This window comes from Fructilactobacillus carniphilus, from assembly GCF_024029675.1.
GTDB lineage: Bacteria > Bacillota > Bacilli > Lactobacillales > Lactobacillaceae > Fructilactobacillus > Fructilactobacillus carniphilus.
Map to the genome: position 1 here is coordinate 535,421 of NZ_CP097121.1, position 23,552 is coordinate 558,972.

Sequence of the window (23,552 nt, forward strand, 5' to 3'; positions counted from 1 at the left end):
TGTCTAATTTAGTTAAAAGTTTTCTTTAGCACGGCTAAAATGCGCTCTGCAATTGCTGCTTTGGATTCGACTGGAGTTTGAGTTTCAAACCCATTTGCACCAATAATCGTCACCTGATTATCATCTGCGTTAAAACCAATCTGCGGATTTCCCACGTCATTGAGAATGATAAAATCAGCCTTCTTGTTAACTAACTTGCGAGCCGCATTTTGCTTTAAATCCTGGGTTTCTGCGGCAAAACCTACCACCAGTTGGCCCGGCTTTTTTTGCGTTGCTACTAACTTTAGTAAATCTGGATTAGCTTCTAATTCTAACGTTAAATGGGCGTCCTCTGCTGCTTTCTTGATCTTTTGTGGAGCAACCTGAGCCGGCCGAAAATCGCTCACAGCTGCCGCCATGAGCAAGACATCCGTTTGGGGAAATAACGTTTGTAGTTGCGCCGCCAAATCTTGAGCCGTCCGCACCCGAACGAGTTGGACTCCCGGTGGGGTTGGTAGCGTCACGTTCGCACTAATTAGCGTCACTTCAGCCCCGTGGGCTCGGGCAGCTCGCGCTAGTGCATAGCCCATCTTTCCCGAAGAACGGTTGGAAAGATAGCGAACGGGGTCCAAATCTTCGCGGGTGCCCCCGGCCGTGATCAAAACCCGTTTGCCCTGCCAGTCTTGCTTGTTAGTAAATAATTTTTCGATTTCGGTCTTGATAATTTCTGGTTCCGGCATTCGTCCCTTAGCCGCGTATCCTTCGGCTAAAAAGCCGGAATCAGGGCTTACCGTATGAATTCCATCTTGGCGAAGTTGCTGCAAATTTCTTTGGGTGGCGGGATTATTCCACATCCCATCGTTCATGGCCGGCACCACCAGTTTCGGCGCCGGAGCTGCTAAGAAGGTGGTCGTTGCCAGGGAATCAGCGATTCCAGTGACAGCCTTCGCAATGAAGTCAGCAGAAGCTGGTACCACAACGTTTACATCCCCCCACTGGGCTGCTTCAATGTGAACCACTCCCGTTTGCTCCCAATCTGCATCCGTGAGGACAGGATGTTGTGAAAGCGTTTGAAAAGTCAGAGGCGTTACAAAGCGGGTAGCAGCCGCGGTCATTACCACGTGAACCTCCGCTCCGGCTTTGATTAAAAGTCGTAACAAATAAACCGCTTTATAGGCCGCAATACTTCCTGTGATGTATAACGTAATTTTTTTCCCGTTCATAGTTCACCCCATGTCATTCGTTAACCTTATTATACCGAATTAACTGTTACATTAATAAAAAAGACCACTACGCCAGGTGCCCTAGGCATCCCACTACGTATGGTCTTTTTCGTTCTAATTAGGCTTAGTTTTCAATCTTTAAAACCCCAGCCGCAATTTCTTCTAAGGCTTTTCCCACGGACTTGGAATTTTGATAGTGACTAAGTAAGGGAGCAGCTCCTTGGTCCAATTCTTCTGCCCGTTTACTGGCTAACATGACCAGTGAGTAACGGGAATCCACGATTTTTAACAAATCATCAATTGATGGATATAACATTAGATTTCATCTCCTAAACTATCCAAATAATCTGGCATTACTCGTTTAACTTTTAAGCGTTCACTCCGAACGATATCTTTAATCTGATTAACAGCGTTTTCAATTTTATCATTTACCACGGCATAATCATAGTTTTGCATCATATGAATTTCCTTGCTGGCCGTCTGAATCCGCTTGTTAATTACCTCTAGGGCATCGGTCCCTCGACCAACCAACCGACTCCGCAACTCTTTGATGTCTGGAGGAGTCAGGAAAATAAAGATGCCATCGGGACAATTAGCTCGAACCTGCAAGGCCCCGTTAACTTCAATTTCTAGAAACACATCGTGACCCGTCTCTAACTGTTGGTTCACGTAGTTCAAAGGAGTTCCATAGTAGTTATCAACGTACTTGGCATACTCTAACATCTCACCATTTTTAATGTGATCTTCAAATTCCGTTTTGGAAACGAAGTAGTAGTCAACCCCGTTTTGTTCGCCGTCCCGTGGTTGTCTCGTCGTCATGGAAATCGAATAATTAAAATCCACGCTCGAATCCTCAAACAGTGCCTTGCGTACCGTTCCCTTTCCAACCCCTGATGGACCAGAAAGGACAATTAACATCCCTCTTTTTGTCAATTAAACCGCTCCTTCGTCAAAATACTTATTATTGGTATTATGGCGGTTTTTTTCAAAATAATCAATAGGATTATGCCCCGGCTTGCTTAGCCTTTTCAGCTAGTTTCAACAGTTCCTGCGCGTGTTCTAACGTTAACTTAGTCACAGTTGTCCCAGCTAGCATCCGCGCTAATTCATCAACCCGCTGCTTGCCCGTAATTGGTTCAATACTCGTTTCCGTTCGGCCCTGCTTGTCCACGTGTTTTTCAATGTAATCTTGATGATCAGCCATCGCTGCCACTTGCGGTAGGTGGGTAATACACAATGCCTGCGATTTCAAACTAATGCCGTGAATCTTATCCGCAATTGCTTGAGCGACTCGGCCCGATACTCCAGTATCAACCTCGTCAAAGATAATTGATGTCACTCCTTGAACCTTGGAAAAGATGGTTTTTAACGCTAACATAATCCGAGATAATTCTCCCCCAGACGCAATCTTATTAAGGGGAAGCATCGCCTCGCCTGGATTAGTTCGCAGGTAAAACTCAGCGGTTTCAATTCCGTTGGCATTAAAATGTCCGGCTGGCAGGCTGTTAAACCGGACCTCAAATTCGGTTTTGCCCATGTAAAGATCGGCTAGTTGCTGGTGAATTGCCTGGGTTAGTTCTTTGGCACCTTGGTGTCTAATTTGTAGTAGTTTAGCCCCCAGTTGATTCAATCCGGTTTCCACGGTTTTAAGCTGCGTTTCTAAGTCATTGCCACTGTTGTTTTCAGCTTGCATGTCGGCCAGCTCAGCAGAAATTTTGTCATAGTAAGCTAAAATTTGTTCGACGGAATCACCGTATTTCCGCTTTAATTCAAAAATGGTGTTTAACCGCGCTTCCACTTCATCCAAACGGGCTTGATCAAATTCCAAGGAATCCAGTTGGTTCGCAATTTCCCCCGTGGCATCCTGCAACATGTAATAGGCACCCTTCACGTTTTCGGCAATCTGTTTAAATTCGTCTCCTAGTCGTTCCACGGCTTCAATTGCACTCATGGAATCCCCAATCATATCAAGCGGACTAATTGTCTCGTCCCCTTCAATGTCAGCTAGGATTTGATTTAAACTATTGCTAATCGTTTGAAAGTTATTGAGCCGGTCTCGTTCCCTTAGTAATTCTTCCTCTTCTCCTGCCGTAAGTTCTGCTTTCTCAATCTCGTTAACCTGATACTGTAGCATGTCAAAACGCTGGGCCCGGGCTTTTTCGTTTTGACTCTGATTACGAAGTTCTTTAGTTAACTTTTGGTACTTACGAAAATCTGTTTGATATTCAGAAAGAGTCGGCTGTAATTGATTGCCAATAAATTCATCTAGTAAATCCATGTGCTGGTCCGCCTGCATCAATGCTTGATGTTCGTTTTGCCCATAAATATCCACCAAGGTTTCCCCAATTTTTTTCAAGGTCGTGGTATTCACCAACATTCCGTTCACCCGGCAAATATTGCGACCATTTCGGTACAGTTCTCGTTGCAAAATGATGTTATCGTCACTGTGATCAATTCCGAATTCATCTAACTTTTGCTCGGCGATTCCGCCGCGGGGCACTAAAAATAGACCCTGTAAAACGGCCTTATTGGCCCCTGTCCGAATGAAATGCTGCGAGCCACGGCCCCCGGCTAATAAACCAACGGCGTCAATGATAATTGACTTTCCGGCCCCAGTTTCTCCGGTTAACACCGTCATGCCGGCATCAAAGTTGACGGCCAGTTGATCAATAATCGCAAAGTCTTTAATTGAAATTTCCTTTAGCACTTAATCACCTTCTTTAAGACCCCTTAAAAGTTCATTTTTACTTTCGTAACGTTTTATAGGCCTGATCTTGAACGGCAGGAATGGAAATTGCCTCGTTGATGGTAGGCGTGTCACTTACCTTTAAATGCACTAAAAATTCTACGTTCCCTTCACCACCAGTAATCGGAGAAAAATCGAGGTTTAACACCGAAAAACCGGCTGCCACGGCATACGCAAAGACGTTTTCAATCACCTCGTGATGCACTGCTGGGTCGCGAACGATTCCGTGCTTGCCGACGTGTTCGCGCCCTGCTTCAAATTGAGGTTTAATGAGTGCCACCACTTCTCCCCCTGGCTGTAAAATGGGTTGCAATGGTCCTAAGATAAGCCGTAACGAAATAAACGAAACGTCAATCGATGCAAAGGCTGGTTGTCCCGCGGTAAAATCTTCCGGTTTACTGTAACGAAAATTAGTGTTTTCCATCACAATTACCCGCGGATCCGTCCGTAACTTCCATACCAGTTGATTGGTCCCTACATCTAATGCGTAACTTAACCGCGCCCCATTTTGTAACATCACGTCCGTAAAACCCCCGGTAGAAGACCCGATGTCTAGGACAATCTGATTTTCCACGAAGATTCCAAAACTATCGAGGGCCTTGGCCAGCTTTAAACCCCCACGGCTCACGTATGGCATTACGTTCCCCTTTAAATGAAGCTGGGTTTCACTGGGGATCTTAACCCCGGGTTTATCCAAGCGTTGTTCCTTTTCGTCTAAAACTTCGCCCGCCATTACGGCTCGTTTGGCTTGTTCCCGACTTGTAAATAATCCTTGCTTTACTAAGAGAACGTCAATTCGTTCTTTTTCCTTTGTCATGCATTCGTTCCTATCCTTTAAAATACGTTAAAAAGCTTTGCAGTAAGTTAGCATGCGGCACTGAGTCTAGTGCTGCTTCTCCTGCAGCAATCGTTTCTTGTAAAACTTGTTGAGCCTGCTTGCGTCCGAGAAGATGAGCATAACTATTCTTACCCTCGTCCTCATCCGTTCCTGCCTGCTCGTCCACTAAATCATCATAAATTTGAAAGGCCAATCCAAACTTTCCCGCGAAGTCAGTTAGATGTTGACGCTGATTTTCGGTGGCGTTGGCCATAATGACTCCGGCCAGCACACTGTAATGAAATAGAGCCCCGGTTTTTTTGCGATCCAAATCCTGCAGTGCTGCCAGGGATAACTGCTTGCCGGTTGCTTCCATGTCGATGACTTGTCCGGCAACCATGCCGCGAGATCCTGCTGCTAGTGATAACTGGTCAACCAATTCCGTAATTTGATTTGCAGGAAGCCCACTCGTGGCTAATACGCTAAAGGCATCCGTCAATAATCCGTCTCCGGTTAAAATGGCCTGTGCTTCATCAAATTGCTTGTGACTGGCCAATTTTCCCCGCCGGTAATCACTATCATCCATCGCCGGTAAGTCATCATGAATCAACGAATAAGTGTGAATCATTTCGACTGCTACACTGGCTTGAAGCCGTTCCTCCGTAATGGTTTCATCGAAGGTAAGCAAGGTCGCTAACGTTAGCAGAGGACGAAGTCGTTTCCCCCCGGCCAGTAACGAATAACTCAGTGATTGTTGCAATGTTTGCTCAGTGCTTTCGTGGTCTAAAATCCTAGTTAATTCCGCTTCAATCTGTGGTCGATACTGCTGCGTCAACGCGGCTAACGTGGTTATTTTTTGGTCCATTAGAATGGCACATCCTCATCATCTTGCTTGTCAGTTTTAGCTTGTTTTTCATAACCCTTATCCCGGGTAAACGGAACTTCCTCACCGTCCGAGGTCATCATCTTGGTGAGCGTATCTTCAGCATTTTGCAAAGTTTGTTGCATTGCTTGGCTCAATTTGACTCCCGTTTGGAATTCACTGAGCGCTTTTTCTAAGGGAACGTTCCCATTTTGGAGTTCCTGAACAATTTGTTCGAGGTGTTGCATATTGTCTTCAAAGGTTGGTTTATTGGTTGGCATGATGATCTCCTTTTGCTTTCATAACCCGTTGCACGTCCGTAACGACAGTTCCATCACTAAAAGCAACCGTCAACTGGTCGCCCGGTTTCACCTGAGTGACTGATTTCACTAGTTGCTGCTGGTCATTGTGAACCAGGCTATATCCCCGACTCATAATTTTAAGCGGACTAAGATGGTCCAAGGCAGCAACGTTGCCACGGAGTTGTTCTTGTTGTCGTTGTAAATTGGTCGTCATGGCTTGGCGCAAATTTTCGCGTTGGTAAGTTAGTTCTCGTTGATTTTGCTGAATCAGATTTTGAGGCGAATTAGCTTTCAAATTACTAATTGCTAATGCCAGTTGGTTCTGTCGTTCCGTTAAAATCCGTCGCATTTCTTGTTGTAAGCGTTCGGTCAATTGGTCCCGTTGCTGAGTGTAAGTTTCGTACAGTCGCTGGGGCTGCTGGAACACGTAAGTTTGACGCAGTTGATCTAAACGTTGTTGTTGCAACTTTAAAATGTGATTCATACTGCTTTCCAACGTGGTTTGGGCGGTCCGTAACTGGGATAAAACGTCGCTCAAAACAGGAGTTGCTAAGACACCAGCCTGAGTAGGGGTCGATGCTCTGACATCTGCAACAAAATCTGCAATCGTGTTGTCCGTTTGGTGCCCCACGGAAGAAATAATCGGAATCTGACTCGCGTAAATTGCCCGGGCCACAGCTTCCTCGTTAAAGGGCCAAAGATCTTCAATCGAACCCCCACCACGGCCGATGATTAAGGTATCAAAGTCACCTAATTGATTAACTCGTTCAATTTGAGCTACAATTTCTGCTGCAGCATTTTCACCCTGCACAGCGGCCGGAAACAGCACTACCTGGACCTTGGGATCGCGTTTCCGGACGGCATCAATAATATCCCTAATCACCGCTCCACTCTGGGAAGTCACAACCGCAATTCGTCGCGGATACTTTGGTAACGGCTGTTTGTGTTCTGGCGCAAATAACCCCTCTTGATAAAGCTTTTGTTTTAATTGTTCATAGGCTACGTACAGATTTCCGACCCCATCTGGTTCCATGCCTTCCACGTAGATTTGGTACTGTCCACTGCGCGGAAAGGTCGAAATCCGACCGGTAATTAAAACCTTCATTCCTTCTTCCGGTTCAAACTTGACCTTGGAAAACTGACCCTTCCACATCACGGCACTAATCACCGACTGGTCATCCTTCACACTAAAGTATTGGTGACCCGGACGCTTACGCCAGTTTGAGATTTCCCCCGTCAAGTAGACTCGTTTTAAGTACGGGTCGCGATCAAATTTTTGTTTAATGTATTGATTTAGAGCCGTAACCGTTAAATATTCCTGTTGCATCTAAAGTCCCCATTCACTCATTTCTACGGTTTGTTGCATTAAAGTGGCAATCGTCATCGGCCCCACTCCGCCAGGAACTGGCGTAATGCTACCGATGTTCGTGGGGTTGGTTGGATAATCAACGTCACCGACGAGTTGACCATTTTCGTCTAGATTTTGTCCCACGTCAATTACCGTGGTTTGCGACCGAAAATCAGCATCATTTAACAAATGCGCTTTTCCCACCGCTGAAATCACAATGTCTGCAGTTTTGATAAAATCCTGCCGATCACGGGTTTGACTATGTAGAATTGACACCGTAGCTCCAGCATTCAATAGTAAGGCTGCAAGGGGCTTTCCCACGATCGAACTCTTGCCAATCATGACTACGTTAGCCCCTTTAACTGGGATTTGATTGAATTTTAAGAGGGTCATCACCCCTCGTGGAGTACAAGCCACGGGATACGGTCCTGGTAAATCCAAGTACAGTTTCCCCACGTTGACCGGATGAAATCCATCAACGTCCTTATTCGGATCAATGGCCGCAATGACCTTGGTTTCGTCCAGATGGTCGGGTAATGGTGATTGCACCAAAATGGCATTGATTCGTTCATCATGATTTAAGGTAGCAATGATTTCTAACAATTCCGCTTCACTGATGTCTTCTGGGAGCTGTTTTAACACGGAGTAAATGCCCAATTTTTGCGCTTGCTTTTCCTTCATGCGCACGTAACGTTCACTGGCTTGATTATGTCCCACTAATACCACTGCTAATCCCGGAATAATTTCCCGCTGCTTCAACAATTTAACTCGTTGTTTCGTTGCTTCATTGACCGTTTGCGCAGCTTTGCGCCCATCAATTAATTGGACCATGCTTCTCCACTCCCCTTTCAAACTTAGTTTTAGTTTAGCATAGATTACCCTAAAATTAAGGTAAAAAAAAGTAGAACCCACTAGCAGGATCCTACTCTTTAATTTGATCTAATACAGCATTAACGAAGTTTGTTGACTGTTGATTACTAAACTGTTTCGTTAATTCTAACGCTTCGTTAATCGCGACTTTACGCGGAACTTCAGTGCTGAATTTAATTTCATACACAGCAATTTGAAGAATAATTAAATCCGCTTTGTTCAATCGCCCTAACTTCCACTTGGTCGCTAAATGCGTTTGAATCGTTTCATTAATCTCCGGTTGCTGCTGTTGCACCCCATTTACCAACTCTAAAAAATAAGTTGGAATCGGTTCGACCTTACCGGCGGTTAATTCGCGAAATAACGTTTCTGGTTGCGTTTCAGCGTTATTTTCCTTAGCGAATAAGGTTTGGAAGGCCAGCACTCGAATCTGGTGTCGATTAATTTTCACGGTCTTCTCCATCACTATTGAACAAACTATCAGTATCAACTTTGGGAGTTCGTTCTGGCACAATTCCTTCCACGTGAACGTTAACTGACTGAGCGTGTAAATCAGTCATCACCAGGATTTGTTGCCGGACTTGTTCTTGAATCTGCAAGGCCACCTTTGGAACAGAAACGCCGTAATCAAAGTAGACATAGACATCAATATCTAAATCACCCTGTTCACTAAGAACCAGTTTAACCCCTTGAGTTCGTTCTTTTCTACCAAACAAACCCTTAACGCTAGTTGAAAGGTTACCTTGCATCCGGTTAACCCCTTCAACTTGAATTGCTGCAATCCCAGCAATTACTTCAATCACTTGGGGTGCAATTTTAATTTGACCTAAATCATCCTTCTTTGTTGCTAACGTAATAAACTGTTCTTCAGCTGCCATTGCTGTTCCCCCCAAAATTAGTTCTAATTATTTATTTGCCTCGTGAAATGTAAGTTCCGTCGGTCGTGTTGATGACTAACTTGTCTCCTTGGTTTACAAAAAAAGGAACTTGTAACGTCAAACCAGTAGTCATCGTAGCCGGCTTTGATCCACCAGAAGCGGTGTCACCCTTGATACCTGGTTCCGTTTCAGCCACTTCCAAGGTAACCGTCTTAGGAACTTCAATTCCAATCGTTTCTCCTTGGTATTGGACGATTTGCACTTCCATATTGGGTTGCAAGTATGGCATTGCTGATTCAGCAGCTTCCCGTGGAATCGTAATTTGATCATACGTATCAACGTCCATGAACACTAAACCGTTACCATCATCGTACAGGTATTGCATCTTTTTAGTATCGATTTCAGCCTTTTCCACCTTAGCCCCTGATCGGAAAGTTTTTTCCTGAACGGCACCAGTCCGTAAGTTCTTTAACTTAGTTCGGACAAAGGCTCCCCCTTTACCGGGTTTGACGTGTTGAAAGTCAATAATCTTCCAGATTGCATTGTCCACTTCAATTGTTAAACCAGTTTTAAATTTTGCTGTTGAAATTGCCATAAGAATCCTCCGTTTAATCCATCATTATCATATCAATACTAGCGACCGGGGCGCAAGTAAAACAGCCGGTCGATAATAAAAAAGGCCCGCCGTAAGCGGGCCTCGAATCTCTATTTACTTATTAACCGTTTCAGTTGCTGGGTAAACAGAAACTTGACGCTTATTTCTGCCTAAACGTTCAAACCGAACGACTCCATCAACTAATGCGAATAAAGTATCATCTGAACCACGTTTAACGTTCTTACCTGGGTAAATCCGAGTTCCACGTTGTCTGTAAATGATTGATCCAGTTGTAACTGATGAACCATCAGCAGCCTTAGTTCCTAACCGACGACCAGCAGAGTCCCGACCGTTTGATGAAGAACCACCGGTTTTATGGTGAGAGAAAAATTGCAAATCCATTTTAAGCATGTGTCATCCACCTCCAAATAAAGAGATTATTCAATTGTTACGAAATCAGAATACTGATCCGTAATCGCACTAATTCCATTTTCAAAGCTTTGTAATAACGTTTGACCAGCCGCGTTATTCTGTTGCGTTTTCGTTAACGAAACGCTCAGATAACCACCATCGGTTTCGTTCTGAGTAATTGCTGGTTGTAATCCAGCAATTTGCTCTAGTCCGTTAACCGTCGTGATTGCTAACGCTGAAACAGCGGCACAAACAATGTCATGACCGTATTCTCCCGAATCGGCATGTCCGGATAGTTCAAATCCGGTAATTACATCGTGATTAGTAGCAAAATGAGCCCTAATCATGATTAAGCATTTACTTTTTCAATCTTAACTTTCGTATAAGGTTGACGGTGACCCTTCTTAGATTGGGCCCCCTTCTTTGGCTTGTAACGGAAAATGGTAATCTTCTTGTTCTTGCCTTGTTTTTCAACTGAGCCTTCTACAGAAGCACCATCAACTAATGGAGTCCCAACCTTAGGATTGTCTCCTCCAACGAAAATAACTTGGTCAAACGTAACCTTGTCACCTGCTTCAGCATCTAGTTTTTCAACAAAAATACTTTCACCTTCAGCGACTTTGTATTGTTTGCCACCAGTAACGATAATTGCGTACATGCAAATGCACCTCCTCTATTAATTGCTTAGACTCGCCAGAGATAAGCGTCGTTTCCGAACTTAATCTACTTACACTGTGCGGTTGTAGCTGTGGAAGTCCACAAGTACAACAATGAAAGTATAGCGAAGTTTCTCCTCACTGTCAACCAAATAAAAAAATCACTTCTAAACCGGTAGAAGTGATTCAGAATGTCGCAGGAGCGACTCGAACGCTCGACCTACGGTTTAGAAGACCGTTGCTCTATCCAACTGGGCTACTGCGACAATATCAACATTAGTAATTATATTGATTCTGACCCAGGAAGTCAACGCCCAATTTAGCTTTGAATTTGCTCCTGTAACGCTTGTAATTGTTGTTTAAATTCGGTTTCAAGCCGGTTCAACGTAAAACCACAATCAACTAGTGCCCACTTCAAAAATAGCATCCAAGCGTGTTGAAAGGCAGCCTGTTGTTTTTCATAATAACTGGTTAACAGCATCCGTTTTAACATCAAATAGAGCGTTGCTTTTTTAGACTGGTCATCGATATCTAACTGCTGCAACTTTTCAAGTTCGTCTGTTTCTGTCTGACAAACTTGGTTCCAGTTCATTAGATTAGCAAAGAGAAAGAAACTCCGTAAGCACCGTACTACTTGGCTTAGTTGTTGTGACTTGGGTTGCAAACTTGGATTTGCTACGACTCCTGTCTCTAATCCAGTGGCCTGGGCCAGACTAGCTAACTGAACATCCAGACTAACTAATGCAGCAGTTTGGTGCCGTGGTTGCGTCCAAATTAACTGTTTTTGCACGTCTAATTGTTGGTAATAGCTCAGGGTCTCTGTTTGCATGGTTTTAAAGCTCATTCGATCTCCTCCACTTCTGTACTGCTTGTTCAATTTCGGTAATTTGGTCTTCGTGTTCCACTAAATTATACCAATGAACGTCCATTTGATTCCGAAACCAAGTTAACTGCCGCTTAGCGTAATGTCGCGAGTCCTTTTTAATCTCATTCACAGTTGTTGCTAAATCTTGTTTTCCAGCAAAGTACGGCGTAAATTCTCGGTATCCGATTCCCTTTAAAGCCGGTAGATTCGGTCCTTGCTTCCGCAACCATTCGTTTTCCGTTAACAGTCCCATTTGCATCATCAGTTCCACCCGCTGATTAATTCGTTGGTAAAGTAGTGATCGCTCGCAATTTAAACCAATTAGATAGGCATCATACGGATGCGGCTGGTTTTGCTGGTCACTCGGCAATTTGCCCGTCACGCGATAAATCTCTAACGCTCGCATCACTCGCCGGCTATTATGCGCGTCAATTTTGGCAGCCGCACTAGCATCAAGAGATCGTAGTTGCTGCCAAAGTACCTCTGGTCCGACTTGTGCTAACTCCGCTTCTAACTGGGAACGAACCGCAGCACTAGAACTGTTATGACCCCCGAGCTGTAATCCCTGCAAGAGCGCCTTTAGGTAGTAGCCAGTTCCGCCAGCGATAATTGGGAGTTTCCCCCGCTGGTGAATCTCAGTAATTAACGTCTGACAATCCTTGACAAATTGTTGGACCCCGTATTGCTCCTGTACGGTTAGAATATCAATTAGGTGATGGGGAATCAGAGCTTGTTCTGCTGGGGAAACCTTAGCCGTACCAACGTCTAAATGACGATATATCTGCATGGAGTCTCCCGAAATAATCTCTCCGTTAAATTGTTGGGCAAGGGAAAGCGCTAAAGCACTTTTCCCCACGGCGGTGGGCCCAACGACCGCTAATACTTTTGGCTTCATTTTCTTCTCACTTTATTTGGTTTTAACACTGGATATCTTACCGCAATTCGAGCATAATAGACAAGGAAAGAACAGTTATTACGAGGGAGGCACTAAGAATGAATAAATTTGGAAAAGGATTTGCTACTGGTGTAATCGCGATGTTAGGGATTGCCGCTGGAGCCTTATTCTCATTTAAAAAGACGGTTGTTGAACCAATCGAAAAACAAGAAGAAAAAGCAGATGAAAACCGGAAAAAGGTTATGCGCAAAGCAGGATCTTCTCACCTTGGTTAATTAACCACAGCACTCCTCATTTTAGGAGTGCTTTTTTGCTGCTTATTTATCGCAAATAAAAACACTAGGTAAACTTAGTACTCCTTACCTAGTGTTTTTAAATTAACCTTTTTTGACTTTACCGTCCCACTTTTGATAACCCTCATTTAAGATGGCCAACTTTTGAAATCCCTGTTTATGTAGGAATTTCGCTGCTTGAACACTTAAAACCTTGGTTTGATCATACAGATAAACTGGTAAATCAGGACGAAGTTGTTGATACGAAATTTTTAGAGAAGCATATGGAATGTTTCGTGCCCCCAAGATATGCCCAGTTTCAAAGCTCTGTGCTTCACGAAGATCAATCACTTGGGCCTGACGAATTCCTGCTTGGAACTGATCTTCAGTCAAGAATTTTGTATATTTCTTGACCTGAAAAATCCGCCAATAACGTACTCCCGCGATAAGCGCGATTACCAATAAAATCGCAATTAAAATCATCAATAAAGATGAGGTAAATCCACTTGCACCGATCATAAATCGTCACTCCAGCCTATTTAAATTGTAAGGCCATGGATGCAGCTCCAATTACCCCAGCATCGTTACCTAATTCAGCTAACTTCAATTTGGTTGAATCCCGAATGGATGGGAAGGCGTTTTCTTGGAAGTACTTCGTCGTTGGCTGTAAGAGAGTGTTCCCCGCATTAGAAACTCCCCCACCAATGACGATGCTAGCGGGGTTCAAAGTATTACCAATGTCTGATAATGCCAACCCCAGGTAGAAGCAAATCCGGTCAACCACTTGGTTAGCCAAAATGTCACCGTTATCAGCTAAATAGAAAATTAACTTTGAAGTAATTTTCTCATCAGTTTGTTCTAATTCTGCTAACCGGGAAGTCCCATGGAATTCCTTAGCCATATCAGCAGCTACCCGAACGATTCCAGTAGCAGAGGCATAGGTTTCTAGGCAACCTTTTTTACCACAAGTACATTGATAACCATTCGGCTGCACTGCAATGTGTCCAATTTCACCGGCTCCACCATTGACACCATGTAGAAGCTTACCATTGGCAATGACACCACCACCAACTCCAGTTCCCAGGGTCACAAAAACCACGTCTTCTTCCAAACTCCCGGCACCCTTCCAGTATTCCCCTAAAGAGGCCACGTTCGCATCATTATCTAAATCAAATGGCAGTCCTAACCCATCTTGAATCTTTTGCCGCACCGGTTGGGTTTTAGCCCAGTTCAAGTTGTATGCTTCGGAAACTGTTCCGTTTTCACGATCAACTGTTCCGGGAGTTCCCATTCCGATTCCAATAAAGTCAGCAGTAGTTTTTCCTGAGTCTGCGATGTGTTGTTGAATTGATTTAATAATGTTATCAACAATGTGACTGCCGTTGTCACTAATGTCAGTTAAAATCCGCCATTTTTCTAGAATTTCACCTTGTTGATTTAAAAAGGCCATTTTCGTGGTTGTTCCACCTAAGTCAATTCCAATTAAGTCCTTTGCCATCTTCTAATCCTCCAGTTGTCTGTTGTTCTTTGACCGCCTCAATTTGATGCTCATGTTTCAAAACTAGCTTGGCAGCCATAAAATCTGGCCGAGAAATCACCCGCGCTTCATATAAGTGATCCAACTCTATGGCCATTACTTCAATATCCCAAATTCGCTTACCCACGTAGACGTAGATTCCAAAGCGCTTTAAGAGCTGTTGAACATCATATAGATTTTTCATCATTGGTCACCTCGTTGGTAATAATTACGCCTTAATGATTAAATCCAATGATCCACAAAGTTATTATAACAATAATTAAAACGTTTGCATAAATAAATCGTACTTTTTTTGTCAATAATTTTGATTGAGGCAGACCGATTGTAAAGCTCCCACAAAAACCACCCACGAGGCCACCTACATGGCCCCAAATATCAATGGTTGGTAAAAATAAATCGGAAACCAAGTTAATGATAATTAACAATAAAAACGACTGGGCGGTTTGTTTAAACCACTGATTCTGAGGCAAAGTAATTCCCAGCATTAAAAAAGCTCCAAACAAACCGAATAATGAGGTACTACAACCAGCCGAAACACTTCCATCACTACCAAAGGCAAAGCTAAACAAATTTCCCACGATTCCAGAACCTAAAAAGAGGACTAAAAATCGCCAGTGACCAAAGATTCCCTCCAAAATCCGTCCCAAAAAGTACAGAGTCAGTAGATTGAGGGTCAAGTGTTGCCAACCAATATGAATAAAGATGGGGGTTATCAACCGCCACCATTCTCCAGCTCTCACTAGTTGATTGACTTCCCCACCAAATTGAACCAAAGTGGTTAGGTTGGTAGTCCCTCCGGCAAAAGTCATGGCAATAAACACCAAAGTCATTACCACAATCAATGTCCACGTCACGATCGGTTGATTACGTAGTTTACTCATCGACATCCTCCACTAGTAATTGCTGCACCGGCACATCAAAGGAATCTGTTTCCCAGGGAATCTCCAGTAACTGGTCTTTTTGCACTAAAGCAAGCGTTGCCCCTGGAAAATCAGCAAGAAAACGATCATAGAATCCACCGCCGTATCCAATCCGCTGGTGGTTTATAAGACAAAAGGCAACTCCCGGCACAATCACTAAATCAATTTGATTCATTGGAATTGGTTTCCCATTCGTTGGCTCAATCACGCCAAACCTGGTCTTTGCCAGCTTAGTCTGATTCGTTAGCGGATAAAAACGCATGCGCCGACCGGAAAAAGTCCGGGGAATTAAAACTGTTTTACCAGCTTGTTGCGCTGCATTGATAAGCGGCTGCGTGGGAATTTCATGATCCATGCTCATGGTAACTGCCACGGTCTGAGCCGCCTGCCACTGGGGTGTGGCAAATAAGCGTTGATATAAATTTTGAAACCGATGGGGGTTAACCACCTGGCTCGTTAGCTTTTGTAGCATCTTAGTTCTAATTTCTGTTTTCATTTTTCGTTCCAGTTAATAAAAAAGATTTTGGGCCACAGCCCAAAATCTTATTTTGTTTCCCGATGTAATGTAACTTTTCTTTCACGTGGGCAATACTTTTCTAATTCTAAACGGTCGGGGTTATTACGACGATTTTTAGAAGTTAAGTAATTGCGTTCGTGGCATTCAGTACATTCTAAAGTGATGTGTACACGCATGTTAAATACCTCCAAACAATGCTTTTTAGATTTATCAAATATAACAAATATTAGTCTACCATCTTTTCAGATTAATTTCTACCAATTAATCAAAGAAATGTTAAGTATTTCTACTTGACGCTAATTATCATAGTGTTGTACGTCTTTCCAGTAAGCTTGATAAATGTTTTTCGCTAAATCAGTATTATTATTTTCAGCATTGTTCGGCAAGTTCGTCATTGCCAAAGCTACGACTACTTGCGGGTGATCTGAAGGAGCATAGGAAGCCAAACTTAAGGTCGTCGTTTCTTGCCCGTTGTAGAAGGTTTGAGCCGTCCCTGTCTTGGCCGAAATCTCTGGCTTAATGCCTGCCAGGGCCCCTCCGGTCTTGTATTTATTGTGACCATGAACCACTTGATAGAGTCCCTGTTTAATGACCCGACTTTCATCAGTGCTCATTGGGACCGTGTTTAATACCTGCGGCATAATGGTTTCCCGAACTGCACCTAGTTTCCCGGTTTTGCCGTTCGTACTCCGTACGTTTTCAACCACGTGCGGACGTAACCGATATCCACCGTTTGCAATGGTCGACATGTATTGGGCCACTTGTAATGTCGTGTAACCGTCATAGTTACCAAAGGATTCATCTAGTGACTTACCAATGTTAGCAAAGCCACCGGGTCCTTTAATCCCCGTCGTTTCGTTTGGTAGGTCAACTCCAGTTTTAACCCCGAGTCCGAACTGGTTAAAGTATCCCCGTTCAATGTTAAAGATATCTGGACTCATGTTCAACGGTGCCCCTTCAACATAGTGGTAACCCCCTTCTTTCATGGCTAATTGCATCATGTACGAGTTAGAAGAAACTTCTAGTGCATCCGAAGCAGTTAACGCAACATTGGCGGCTCCCGTCTTGTTGAACCAGGAACTCTTCGTAGTTCCCCCGTTTTTGATTGGCATATCGGTCAGGGTGCTACTTTCTGGGGTAATTACTTTACTCTTCAGTGCTCCATAAATCGTAGCACCTTTCACTACCGAACCCATAGTAATGGAGCTGTTCATAACGCCAAGATCGTTTTGGGTTACCTTTCCAGTTTTCGGATCCCGGTTCACTCCAGCCATTCCAATAATGGCCCCCGTGTTAGGATTCATTACCACCGCGTACGTTCCAGTGGCATTCCCACCTGGCTGGGCTTTTTTCACCATATCTTGCAGTTCTTTTTGGAACTTACCGTTGATTGAAAGCTGCAAGTTATCACCCCGGCGGCCTGGATACTTCTTCACAGCTTTCACAATTTGATTGTCGCTATTAAGTTTGATGTCCGTTTGGGACTTAGAACCTCGTAAAGCTGGTTCATATTGCTCTTCCAAACTGTTATTTCCGGCTGCTTCATTTTGAGAATAACCTTGCGATAACAGCTGATTCATCCGACTATCCGGCAATCCTACTTGATTAGAAGTAACCGTCCCGGTAATCGCCTGAATTTCTTTTCCGTCAGGATACTCACGCGTCCAATTCGTTCCCACTTGAACCCCTGGCAATTCCTTTGAATGTTCTCCCACCTTGGCAATTTCTTGGTTGCTAACGTGGTCGTACTTCACATAAGTCGTCGTTAAGCGGTACGCCCCACTCATAGAAATGTAGATAGCAGCCGCATTTTTAAATTGAGCGGTCTCTTGGTATGGTGGATTTTTTTGAGCAATTTTTAGTTCCGCTTCCACCTTTTGGTCTGGATTAAGATTCTGGGAGTTCGGAACCTGCTTGGCCATCTGGGTTTGATGTTCAGTACTAGCTAGATAGTACTGCGCCATCTGCTTCTTTGTTAATTTATTAGTGGGAACCTTAACAATCTTGCCCAGCTTCGTAGCCACTTGGTACATATCATTAACCGTTACTTTTGGCCCTCGAGTGTAAGTGATGGCTCGTTCCGTTTTATTGCCAACCAATAATTTACCCGTGGAATCATAAATCATCCCCCGTTGAACGTTTCCATAGACGGTGGAGCTGTTATTTTTATTGACTGCTGACCTAAAGTAATTACCTTGAATTAGTTGCAAATCTGCTAATTTCCAAATTAAGACCGCAAACAAGGACCCCACCAACAGAAAAATCAAATTAAGTCGGAAGGGAATTCGCTTATTGCCAGTTTCTTGTCGTTTCGTTCGTGTTTTTTTCTTGAAAAATCTACCAAAGAAATTACCCACGATGTTGCTCCTCTTCATTTTGTATTTTCATTAATCAGTGATTGCCTCAGAAGACAACTACTCACATTATCACATTATCCCGAATTAACCGCAATCTGATTATTCTTAAAGTTAACTTAAATCTTACCCACAAGAAAAAAACTCGCGAAAGGCAAACCTTTGCGAGTCTTCTTACTTGGTCATTATTGAACGGAAATAATTTGAACGTGCATTACTCCGTCAGGAATTTCGATGTCAACCTCTTCACCCACCTTGTGGCCTAACAAGCCCTTGGCAATTGGTGAATCGTTGGAAACTTTACCAGACAATGGATCTGCTTCCGCTGCCCCGACAATTTGGTAAGTTTCTGGTTCTTCATCTGGAAGTTCCTTAAATTCAACCGTTTTTCCCACACTCACTTCATCACTAGCGGTTTGTTCTTCATCAACCACTTCTGCAAATTGGAGCATGTGTTCAACCGTGTTAATCCGACTTTCCAGTAATGCTTGTTCATTTTTAGCTGATTTGTACTCAGAATTTTCGGACAAATCGCCGTAGCTTCGCGCAATTTTAATTTGTTCAATTACGTGGGGACGCTGGTTAGTCTTTAAATCTTCTAACTCAGCTTCAAGTTTCACTTTCCCCTCTTTGGTCATTGGATATACTTTATCTTCAGCCATTGTTCCACCTCAATTATTTTAGTCAACTTAGAATTTATCACGAACCTCGTTCATTAGCAAATAAAAAGTTACTCAGCCAGTAAAGGACCTTCGTCATCTGTTCCTAGGATTGCTTTAATTTTAGTAGCCAGTAAATCAATGGCAACGTTATTTTTACCACCGCGGGGAATAATGATATCAGCATATCGCTTGGATGGTTCCACAAATTGTTGATACATGGGACGAACCGTTCCTAGATATTGTTGAATAATTGAATCCAAAGACCGTCCCCGTTCTTCTGTATCCCGTTGAATTCGTCTGATTAATCGAATATCGTCATCCGTATCCACAAACACCTTAATGTCCATTAGATCACGCAATCTAGGATCATTGAGCGTCAAAATTCCCTCCAGAATAATCACGTCCGTGGGCTCTTGTCGTTCCGTTTTATCGCTCCGCGTAAATTGGGAATAATCATAAACTGGCTTTTCGATTGTTTCGTAGTTCAATAACCGCTCGAGTTGATCAACCAGCAAATCGTTATCAAAGGCATCCGGATGGTCATAATTAACCTTTTTTCGCTCAGCCATGCTCATCTCGGCTTGATCTTTGTAATATGAATCTTGTTGAATAATGGAAATGGAATGACCTAGGAGACGTTGTAAAATTGCCCGACTTACCGTCGTTTTCCCGCTACTAGAACCACCCGTAACTCCAATAATCACGGGCCGTTTTTGCTTAGTTGCCATCAGTCGTTCAGCCTTTCTACTTATCTGATTTCTGCGTTGAGTTCTGTTTGTAAATGTTGTTCCACTTTGGTCATGGCTTGATTTACCACGTCGTCCTGCAACGTTGCCTGTGGATTTTCAAAACTTAATGTATATGCCAAGGACTTCTGCCCCGCTGGAACGTGTTCACCGACATAAACGTCAAATAGACTTACGTCATGCAAGTAGGCGCCCCCGCGTTTCCAGATGATAGTTTCAATTTGTTCATTTGTAACATCATCAGCAACTAACATGGCAATATCTCGTTTGATTCCAGGCAAGGAACTTACTACTTGATATTGCGCTTCGTGTTTAGGTGCCGCCATTAAGCGATCAAAATCTAATTCAAAGACATAAGTTGGTTTCACCTTAAACTGCTTAGCAGTGCTGGGATGAACCTGACCGAGAAAACCAATAACTTCATCATCCAGTTTGATCAAGGCTGTCCGACCAGGGTGCATTTGCGCTAACTGTTCCGTTGGTTCGTACGTAATTGTTCCTTGGAGTGACAATGTTTGCAAGTACTGGGCAACGATTCCTTTCAATAGGAAGAAATCGACCGGACGAACCTGTTGGTTCCAACTAGCGGTGGGCATGGTACCAGAAATTGCTCCGGCAACGTGTTCCACTTCGGTCGGTCGAATCTGATCTTCCTGATCTTTGTAGAATACCCGACCTTGTTCATACAGGGGAACGTTTTCCACTCCGCGAGCTTGGTTGTAAGCAACATCGTCCAGTAAGCCACTGACCAGGTTCATCCGGAGCACCGAGTGATCCTTAGTCATTGGCCATTGCAAGTCAGTAGAAAAACTCTGCTGTAACATGAACATGGTGGCCTTTTCGGGCGTCGTCAGTGAGTAAGAAATGGCATGATTAAGTCCCATCCCCTGTAACGTTTGCCGTGATTTCCGCATGGCTTGTTGGTTCGGGGTTAATCCCCCTTCGGTCGTTTGAGTTACTGGTAAAGTTGCTGGAATGCTGTCATAGCCATAAATCCGGGCCACTTCTTCAATTAAATCAGCATCAATTTGTAAGTCCCAGCAGCGTGTCGGAATGGTAACCGTAAATTCACCGTGGTTATCGACTACGCCAAAGCCCAACCGGGTAAAAATTTCGTTAATCGTGGCCGCACTCAAATCGGTCCCTAACACGTGGTTAATTCGGGATGCCGTTATCTTAATCACTTGTTCCGTCACCGGAGCTTGACTTCCAGTAACTACGCCCTGGCTAGCCTGCCCGTCAGCTAGAGATTGAATCATTCCCGCTGCATAATTAAGGGCCGTAATGACGTCGCCGTGATCAACTCCCCGCTCAAAGCGTTGGGAAGCATCAGTGTGGAGGTTCTCATTTTGGGCCATTTTCCGAGTCAATACAGGATCAAATACTCCGGCTTCTAAGACAATCGTGGTGGTCTCTTTGGTAACCCGAGTCGGATCACCTCCCATTAAACCCGCCAGTGCGACTGGTTGGTCACCGCTAGCGATTACCACGTCTTGTTCGTTTAGTTCACGTTCTGCTTCATCCAGTGTAGTGATTTTTTCCCCCGGATGGGCCCGTCTAACTGCTAAATTAGCCGCAGGTAATTGGCTTAAATCATAGGCGTGTAATGGTTGTCCCAGGAATAGCATCACGTAGTTCGTAACGTCCACCACGTTGTTAATTGGCTTAATTCCAGCGTTCCAGAGCCGGATTTGTAACCAAAGGGGACTCGGATGAACTTGCACGTTTTTGACCACTTGTAAGTGATACTGACTAGCTAGTTGCTCGTCAGCAATTGCAGCAATTGCAGCTGCACTGCTCTCCTGACCCGTTGCCGCTTCCGGTTGTACCATAAAGTCCGATTTTTGATCCAACACAGCGGCTAAATCATAGACAACTCCACGCATGCTCAGCATGTCACCACGATTGGGAGTTACGTCTAGGTCTAACATGGGATCATTCATGCCTAGGTAGTCATAAACTTCATCACCTAACTTAGCATCATCGGGTAAGAAGTAAATCCCGTCCTTCCATTCATCGGGAACGACATCCTTGGGAAATCCAATTTCATCTAAGGCACAAATCATACCGTCGGACTTAACCCCACGCATCTTAGCCTTTTTAATCTTTACGTTGCCGGCTACCCGAGCCCCGGGCATGGCCACAATCACCTTTTTACCGACTTCAACGTTTGGAGCTCCACACACGATTTGTTGTGGTTCGGCTGCGCCCACATCAACCTGACAAATGTTCAAGTGACCGGCATCTGGGTGTTTTTCCATGGATAAAATTTGGCCGACGATTAACTTTTTCAATCCGGTACTTCGTTTTGTAACAGAATCTACTTCAACCGAAGTCCGTTCAATCTTTTCTCCCAATGCTTCTGGATCAAGTTTGAGCTTCAGGTACTGGCTTAACCAATCATACGAAAGTAACATTCTTCATCCTCCTGTTAGTCAAATTGCGTCAAGAATTTCAGGTTGTTCAAGTAGAAATCTCGAATATCGGTGACACCGTATTTCAGCATTGCAAACCGATCGGGACCCACTCCAAAGGCAAAGCCGCCGTATTCGTGTGGATCAACTCCAGCCATTTTTAAAACGTTCGGATGAACCATGCCGGCTCCCAGCACTTCAATCCAACCAGAGCCCTTGCAAACAGCACAGCCCTTACCACCACAATTCATGCACGTGATGTCAGCTTCCACGGATGGTTCCGTAAATGGGAAATAGCTGGGCCGTAATCGCACTTGAAATTTATCTCCAAAGAGCGCATGCGTCATGGCAGCTAACGTTCCCTTTAAGTCGGCCATCGTAATGTGTTTATCAATCACGATTCCTTCCACTTGGTGAAACTGGTGAGAATGAGTGGGATCATCGGTATCCCGCCGGAATACGACTCCGGGAGAAATCATCTTTAGTGGTCCCTGGCTAAAGTCATGCGTTTCTAGTGCCCGCGCCTGCATTGGAGAGGTGTGGGTCCGCATTAAAATCTCCTTAGTGATGTAGAACGTATCCTGCATGTCACGAGCGGGATGATCCTTTGGTAAGTTCATCATCTCAAAGTTATAGTGTTCTTCTTCGACTTCCGGACCACTTAAAACCTGATACCCCATGCCGATGAAAATATCTTCGATTTCATCAATGATCTTTTGAATCACGTGGGGGTGTCCAAATGGAATTTGGTCTCCTGGCAAGGTGACGTCAATCTTTTCTGCAGCTAATTTTTGATTCAAGGCCGCCGTTTCTAAGGCCGATAGCTTCGTTTCTAGCGCAGTGGTTAATTCATCCCGAATCTGATTAGCTAGACTCCCTGCCGTTGGACGTTCTTCGACGGGTAACTTGGCAATTCCGCGAAGTGTTTGGGTAATTGAACCCTTTTTCCCCAGAAGTTGCACCTTAATTTGGTTTAATTTCTTTTGATCGGTCGCAGCCTCAATCTGCTGCAAACCATTGTCCTTAATCGTTTCTAACTCCGTTTGCAAACTCATGGAAATCCTCCTTTAATTTTGTCCAGAAAAAAAGCTCCACCCCAGACCGGGACGAAGCTTCGCGTTACCACCCAAATTCGTAGGTTTCCCTACGCACTCATTTGATGGATAACGATCACCAGTCGGACATTTTTCAGCATGATGCCTACAGCCACAAGCGAATTCGGTTTCTTTGATCACTTTCAGCCTCCATGATCTCTCTGTCACAGTAGAAACTTACTACCTCTTTGACTATCGTAGTTACTAAAAATATAAATCATTCTGGACAGTGGGTCAAGCTTCATCGTTGCCATTACACCATTTATCTGCCCAATCATGAGTGGCTTCCATTACCGGACGTAAATCTTGTCCTTTGGGAGTTAAATCATACAAAATCAATGCTGAATCATCACTGGTCTTTCTAGTAACAATGTCATAACCCTGCAATTCCTTTAACCGGGCCGTTAGAACGCGATCACTACAATTAGGAACCTTTAAGGCTAGTTCTCCAAACCGGAGTGGTCCACTCACCAATAAAGATTGAATGATCATTCCGTTCCACTTGCGCCCTAAAATTTGGAATGCTTCCTGAAAGCTAGCACATAAACAGGTTTCGTCCCTCATTCGTCTTTTTCCCATCGAAAGGGCC

30 protein-coding genes, 1 tRNA gene and 1 other annotated feature are annotated in these 23,552 nt (G+C 44.1%); of the genes, 1 reads left to right on the forward strand and 30 read right to left on the reverse strand.

Features of this window, described 5'->3' with window-relative positions; all coding sequences use genetic code 11:
* Positions 1 to 8: 8 nt before the first annotated feature.
* From coaBC to miaA, 18 genes are all read right to left on the reverse strand, one after another.
* Entirely contained in the window at positions 9 to 1,202 is a 1,194-nt protein-coding gene (gene coaBC / locus M3M37_RS02720; RefSeq protein ID WP_252795621.1) for a bifunctional phosphopantothenoylcysteine decarboxylase/phosphopantothenate--cysteine ligase CoaBC, read from the reverse strand.
* A gap of 124 nt (positions 1,203 to 1,326) precedes the next feature.
* Positions 1,327 to 1,518 (reverse strand): DNA-directed RNA polymerase subunit omega, encoded by a 192-nt coding sequence (gene rpoZ, locus M3M37_RS02725; protein WP_252767248.1) that lies wholly within the window; start codon positions 1,516 to 1,518, stop codon positions 1,327 to 1,329.
* Entirely contained in the window at positions 1,518 to 2,135 is a 618-nt protein-coding gene (gene gmk, locus M3M37_RS02730; RefSeq protein WP_252795622.1) for a guanylate kinase, read from the reverse strand. The genes rpoZ and gmk overlap by 1 nt, the downstream gene beginning before the upstream one ends.
* A gap of 70 nt (positions 2,136 to 2,205) precedes the next feature.
* The gene (gene recN, locus M3M37_RS02735) at positions 2,206 to 3,909 is read right to left on the reverse strand and encodes a DNA repair protein RecN (protein ID WP_252795623.1); all 1,704 of its coding nucleotides are present in this window, start codon (positions 3,907 to 3,909) and stop codon (positions 2,206 to 2,208) included.
* 37 nt (positions 3,910 to 3,946) lie between these two features.
* Positions 3,947 to 4,765 carry a TlyA family RNA methyltransferase gene (locus M3M37_RS02740; RefSeq protein ID WP_252795624.1) on the reverse strand — a complete coding sequence of 273 codons (819 nt, stop codon included), beginning with the start codon at positions 4,763 to 4,765 and terminating at the stop codon, positions 3,947 to 3,949.
* A 10-nt stretch (positions 4,766 to 4,775) separates the two neighbouring features.
* Complete coding sequence (locus M3M37_RS02745) at positions 4,776 to 5,630, reverse strand: polyprenyl synthetase family protein (protein ID WP_252795625.1); 855 nt, start codon at positions 5,628 to 5,630, stop codon at positions 4,776 to 4,778.
* Positions 5,630 to 5,908 (reverse strand): exodeoxyribonuclease VII small subunit, encoded by a 279-nt coding sequence (locus M3M37_RS02750; protein ID WP_252795626.1) that lies wholly within the window; start codon positions 5,906 to 5,908, stop codon positions 5,630 to 5,632. The genes M3M37_RS02745 and M3M37_RS02750 overlap by 1 nt, the downstream gene beginning before the upstream one ends.
* Positions 5,895 to 7,256, reverse strand: coding sequence for an exodeoxyribonuclease VII large subunit (xseA, locus tag M3M37_RS02755; RefSeq protein ID WP_252795627.1), 1,362 nt, complete (start codon positions 7,254 to 7,256; stop codon positions 5,895 to 5,897). The genes M3M37_RS02750 and xseA overlap by 14 nt, the downstream gene beginning before the upstream one ends.
* Positions 7,257 to 8,108: a bifunctional 5,10-methylenetetrahydrofolate dehydrogenase/5,10-methenyltetrahydrofolate cyclohydrolase gene (locus M3M37_RS02760; RefSeq protein WP_252795628.1), complete on the reverse strand. Its 852-nt coding sequence runs from the start codon at positions 8,106 to 8,108 to the stop codon at positions 7,257 to 7,259. It abuts the gene before it with no gap.
* 91 nt (positions 8,109 to 8,199) lie between these two features.
* Complete coding sequence (gene nusB, locus M3M37_RS02765; RefSeq protein WP_252795629.1) at positions 8,200 to 8,598, reverse strand: transcription antitermination factor NusB; 399 nt, start codon at positions 8,596 to 8,598, stop codon at positions 8,200 to 8,202.
* Positions 8,588 to 9,025, reverse strand: a complete 438-nt coding sequence (locus M3M37_RS02770; RefSeq protein ID WP_252795630.1) for an Asp23/Gls24 family envelope stress response protein — start codon at positions 9,023 to 9,025, stop codon at positions 8,588 to 8,590. The genes nusB and M3M37_RS02770 overlap by 11 nt, the downstream gene beginning before the upstream one ends.
* 31 nt (positions 9,026 to 9,056) lie before the next feature.
* A complete protein-coding gene (efp, locus tag M3M37_RS02775; RefSeq protein ID WP_252795631.1) occupies positions 9,057 to 9,620 on the reverse strand; it encodes an elongation factor P in 564 nt (187 codons plus the stop codon).
* Positions 9,621 to 9,734: 114 nt separating this feature from the next.
* Positions 9,735 to 10,031, reverse strand: coding sequence for a 50S ribosomal protein L27 (gene rpmA, locus M3M37_RS02780; protein ID WP_252795632.1), 297 nt, complete (start codon positions 10,029 to 10,031; stop codon positions 9,735 to 9,737).
* Positions 10,032 to 10,057: 26 nt separating this feature from the next.
* Positions 10,058 to 10,378: a ribosomal-processing cysteine protease Prp gene (locus M3M37_RS02785; RefSeq protein ID WP_252795633.1), complete on the reverse strand. Its 321-nt coding sequence runs from the start codon at positions 10,376 to 10,378 to the stop codon at positions 10,058 to 10,060.
* 2 nt (positions 10,379 to 10,380) lie between these two features.
* Positions 10,381 to 10,689, reverse strand: coding sequence for a 50S ribosomal protein L21 (gene rplU, locus M3M37_RS02790; protein WP_252767261.1), 309 nt, complete (start codon positions 10,687 to 10,689; stop codon positions 10,381 to 10,383).
* Positions 10,690 to 10,707: 18 nt separating this feature from the next.
* Positions 10,708 to 10,783, reverse strand: a sequence feature (ribosomal protein L21 leader region).
* A gap of 96 nt (positions 10,784 to 10,879) precedes the next feature.
* Positions 10,880 to 10,953, reverse strand: a tRNA-Arg gene (locus M3M37_RS02795).
* 53 nt (positions 10,954 to 11,006) lie between these two features.
* Positions 11,007 to 11,531: a hypothetical protein gene (locus M3M37_RS02800; RefSeq protein ID WP_252795634.1), complete on the reverse strand. Its 525-nt coding sequence runs from the start codon at positions 11,529 to 11,531 to the stop codon at positions 11,007 to 11,009.
* Positions 11,521 to 12,447 carry a tRNA (adenosine(37)-N6)-dimethylallyltransferase MiaA gene (gene miaA / locus M3M37_RS02805; RefSeq protein ID WP_252795635.1) on the reverse strand — a complete coding sequence of 309 codons (927 nt, stop codon included), beginning with the start codon at positions 12,445 to 12,447 and terminating at the stop codon, positions 11,521 to 11,523. The genes M3M37_RS02800 and miaA overlap by 11 nt, the downstream gene beginning before the upstream one ends.
* Before the next feature lie 98 nt (positions 12,448 to 12,545).
* Between miaA and M3M37_RS02810 the strand changes: the two genes are divergently transcribed.
* Complete coding sequence (locus M3M37_RS02810; protein ID WP_252795636.1) at positions 12,546 to 12,722, forward strand: DUF3042 family protein; 177 nt, start codon at positions 12,546 to 12,548, stop codon at positions 12,720 to 12,722.
* A gap of 102 nt (positions 12,723 to 12,824) precedes the next feature.
* On the opposite strand, the gene M3M37_RS02815 is transcribed toward M3M37_RS02810, so the two are convergent.
* The 12 genes from M3M37_RS02815 to M3M37_RS02870 all read right to left on the reverse strand — a co-directional run bounded on the left by M3M37_RS02815 (position 12,825) and on the right by M3M37_RS02870 (position 23,542).
* Positions 12,825 to 13,238: a rhodanese-like domain-containing protein gene (locus M3M37_RS02815; RefSeq protein ID WP_252795637.1), complete on the reverse strand. Its 414-nt coding sequence runs from the start codon at positions 13,236 to 13,238 to the stop codon at positions 12,825 to 12,827.
* A gap of 16 nt (positions 13,239 to 13,254) precedes the next feature.
* On the reverse strand, positions 13,255 to 14,217 hold the full coding sequence (locus M3M37_RS02820; RefSeq protein ID WP_252795638.1) for an ROK family glucokinase: 963 nt from the start codon (positions 14,215 to 14,217) through the stop codon (positions 13,255 to 13,257).
* A complete protein-coding gene (locus M3M37_RS02825) occupies positions 14,192 to 14,440 on the reverse strand; it encodes a YqgQ family protein (protein WP_252795905.1) in 249 nt (82 codons plus the stop codon). The genes M3M37_RS02820 and M3M37_RS02825 overlap by 26 nt, the downstream gene beginning before the upstream one ends.
* A 31-nt stretch (positions 14,441 to 14,471) precedes the next feature.
* On the reverse strand, positions 14,472 to 15,137 hold the full coding sequence (locus tag M3M37_RS02830) for a rhomboid family intramembrane serine protease (protein ID WP_252795639.1): 666 nt from the start codon (positions 15,135 to 15,137) through the stop codon (positions 14,472 to 14,474).
* Positions 15,130 to 15,672 (reverse strand): 5-formyltetrahydrofolate cyclo-ligase, encoded by a 543-nt coding sequence (locus M3M37_RS02835; protein ID WP_252795640.1) that lies wholly within the window; start codon positions 15,670 to 15,672, stop codon positions 15,130 to 15,132. The genes M3M37_RS02830 and M3M37_RS02835 overlap by 8 nt, the downstream gene beginning before the upstream one ends.
* Positions 15,673 to 15,719: 47 nt before the next feature.
* Positions 15,720 to 15,869 carry a 50S ribosomal protein L33 gene (rpmG, locus tag M3M37_RS02840; protein ID WP_252750162.1) on the reverse strand — a complete coding sequence of 50 codons (150 nt, stop codon included), beginning with the start codon at positions 15,867 to 15,869 and terminating at the stop codon, positions 15,720 to 15,722.
* A gap of 120 nt (positions 15,870 to 15,989) precedes the next feature.
* Entirely contained in the window at positions 15,990 to 18,050 is a 2,061-nt protein-coding gene (locus tag M3M37_RS02845) for a peptidoglycan D,D-transpeptidase FtsI family protein (protein ID WP_252795641.1), read from the reverse strand.
* Between the two features lie 182 nt (positions 18,051 to 18,232).
* Positions 18,233 to 18,709: a transcription elongation factor GreA gene (gene greA / locus M3M37_RS02850; protein WP_252767270.1), complete on the reverse strand. Its 477-nt coding sequence runs from the start codon at positions 18,707 to 18,709 to the stop codon at positions 18,233 to 18,235.
* A 68-nt stretch (positions 18,710 to 18,777) separates the two neighbouring features.
* Positions 18,778 to 19,437 carry a uridine kinase gene (udk, locus tag M3M37_RS02855; RefSeq protein ID WP_252795642.1) on the reverse strand — a complete coding sequence of 220 codons (660 nt, stop codon included), beginning with the start codon at positions 19,435 to 19,437 and terminating at the stop codon, positions 18,778 to 18,780.
* A gap of 20 nt (positions 19,438 to 19,457) precedes the next feature.
* A complete protein-coding gene (pheT, locus tag M3M37_RS02860; protein ID WP_252795643.1) occupies positions 19,458 to 21,872 on the reverse strand; it encodes a phenylalanine--tRNA ligase subunit beta in 2,415 nt (804 codons plus the stop codon).
* A 14-nt stretch (positions 21,873 to 21,886) separates the two neighbouring features.
* Positions 21,887 to 22,924: a phenylalanine--tRNA ligase subunit alpha gene (pheS, locus tag M3M37_RS02865; protein WP_274705551.1), complete on the reverse strand. Its 1,038-nt coding sequence runs from the start codon at positions 22,922 to 22,924 to the stop codon at positions 21,887 to 21,889.
* 273 nt (positions 22,925 to 23,197) lie between these two features.
* Positions 23,198 to 23,542, reverse strand: a complete 345-nt coding sequence (locus tag M3M37_RS02870; protein WP_252795644.1) for a winged helix-turn-helix transcriptional regulator — start codon at positions 23,540 to 23,542, stop codon at positions 23,198 to 23,200.
* Positions 23,543 to 23,552 lie beyond the last annotated feature (10 nt).

Coding starts and splice junctions, on each gene's coding strand:
- M3M37_RS02835 (WP_252795640.1), bottom strand. CDS start 15,672: ATGAAAACAGAAATTAGAACTAAGATGCTACAAAAGCTAACGAGCCAG.
- M3M37_RS02820 (WP_252795638.1), bottom strand. CDS start 14,217: ATGGCAAAGGACTTAATTGGAATTGACTTAGGTGGAACAACCACGAAA.
- rpmA (WP_252795632.1), bottom strand. CDS start 10,031: ATGCTTAAAATGGATTTGCAATTTTTCTCTCACCATAAAACCGGTGGT.
- greA (WP_252767270.1), bottom strand. CDS start 18,709: ATGGCTGAAGATAAAGTATATCCAATGACCAAAGAGGGGAAAGTGAAA.
- pheS (WP_274705551.1), bottom strand. CDS start 22,924: ATGAGTTTGCAAACGGAGTTAGAAACGATTAAGGACAATGGTTTGCAG.
- M3M37_RS02870 (WP_252795644.1), bottom strand. CDS start 23,542: ATGGGAAAAAGACGAATGAGGGACGAAACCTGTTTATGTGCTAGCTTT.
- M3M37_RS02740 (WP_252795624.1), bottom strand. CDS start 4,765: ATGACAAAGGAAAAAGAACGAATTGACGTTCTCTTAGTAAAGCAAGGA.
- coaBC (WP_252795621.1), bottom strand. CDS start 1,202: ATGAACGGGAAAAAAATTACGTTATACATCACAGGAAGTATTGCGGCC.
- M3M37_RS02750 (WP_252795626.1), bottom strand. CDS start 5,908: ATGCCAACCAATAAACCAACCTTTGAAGACAATATGCAACACCTCGAA.
- rpmG (WP_252750162.1), bottom strand. CDS start 15,869: ATGCGTGTACACATCACTTTAGAATGTACTGAATGCCACGAACGCAAT.
- miaA (WP_252795635.1), bottom strand. CDS start 12,447: ATGAAGCCAAAAGTATTAGCGGTCGTTGGGCCCACCGCCGTGGGGAAA.
- M3M37_RS02815 (WP_252795637.1), bottom strand. CDS start 13,238: ATGATCGGTGCAAGTGGATTTACCTCATCTTTATTGATGATTTTAATT.
- M3M37_RS02760 (WP_252795628.1), bottom strand. CDS start 8,108: ATGGTCCAATTAATTGATGGGCGCAAAGCTGCGCAAACGGTCAATGAA.
- udk (WP_252795642.1), bottom strand. CDS start 19,437: ATGGCAACTAAGCAAAAACGGCCCGTGATTATTGGAGTTACGGGTGGT.
- M3M37_RS02770 (WP_252795630.1), bottom strand. CDS start 9,025: ATGGCAGCTGAAGAACAGTTTATTACGTTAGCAACAAAGAAGGATGAT.
- pheT (WP_252795643.1), bottom strand. CDS start 21,872: ATGTTACTTTCGTATGATTGGTTAAGCCAGTACCTGAAGCTCAAACTT.
- M3M37_RS02785 (WP_252795633.1), bottom strand. CDS start 10,378: ATGATTAGGGCTCATTTTGCTACTAATCACGATGTAATTACCGGATTT.
- M3M37_RS02825 (WP_252795905.1), bottom strand. CDS start 14,440: ATGAAAAATCTATATGATGTTCAACAGCTCTTAAAGCGCTTTGGAATC.
- xseA (WP_252795627.1), bottom strand. CDS start 7,256: ATGCAACAGGAATATTTAACGGTTACGGCTCTAAATCAATACATTAAA.
- rpoZ (WP_252767248.1), bottom strand. CDS start 1,518: ATGTTATATCCATCAATTGATGATTTGTTAAAAATCGTGGATTCCCGT.
- M3M37_RS02810 (WP_252795636.1), top strand. CDS start 12,546: ATGAATAAATTTGGAAAAGGATTTGCTACTGGTGTAATCGCGATGTTA.
- M3M37_RS02800 (WP_252795634.1), bottom strand. CDS start 11,531: ATGAGCTTTAAAACCATGCAAACAGAGACCCTGAGCTATTACCAACAA.
- efp (WP_252795631.1), bottom strand. CDS start 9,620: ATGGCAATTTCAACAGCAAAATTTAAAACTGGTTTAACAATTGAAGTG.
- M3M37_RS02745 (WP_252795625.1), bottom strand. CDS start 5,630: ATGGACCAAAAAATAACCACGTTAGCCGCGTTGACGCAGCAGTATCGA.
- M3M37_RS02830 (WP_252795639.1), bottom strand. CDS start 15,137: ATGAGTAAACTACGTAATCAACCGATCGTGACGTGGACATTGATTGTG.
- rplU (WP_252767261.1), bottom strand. CDS start 10,689: ATGTACGCAATTATCGTTACTGGTGGCAAACAATACAAAGTCGCTGAA.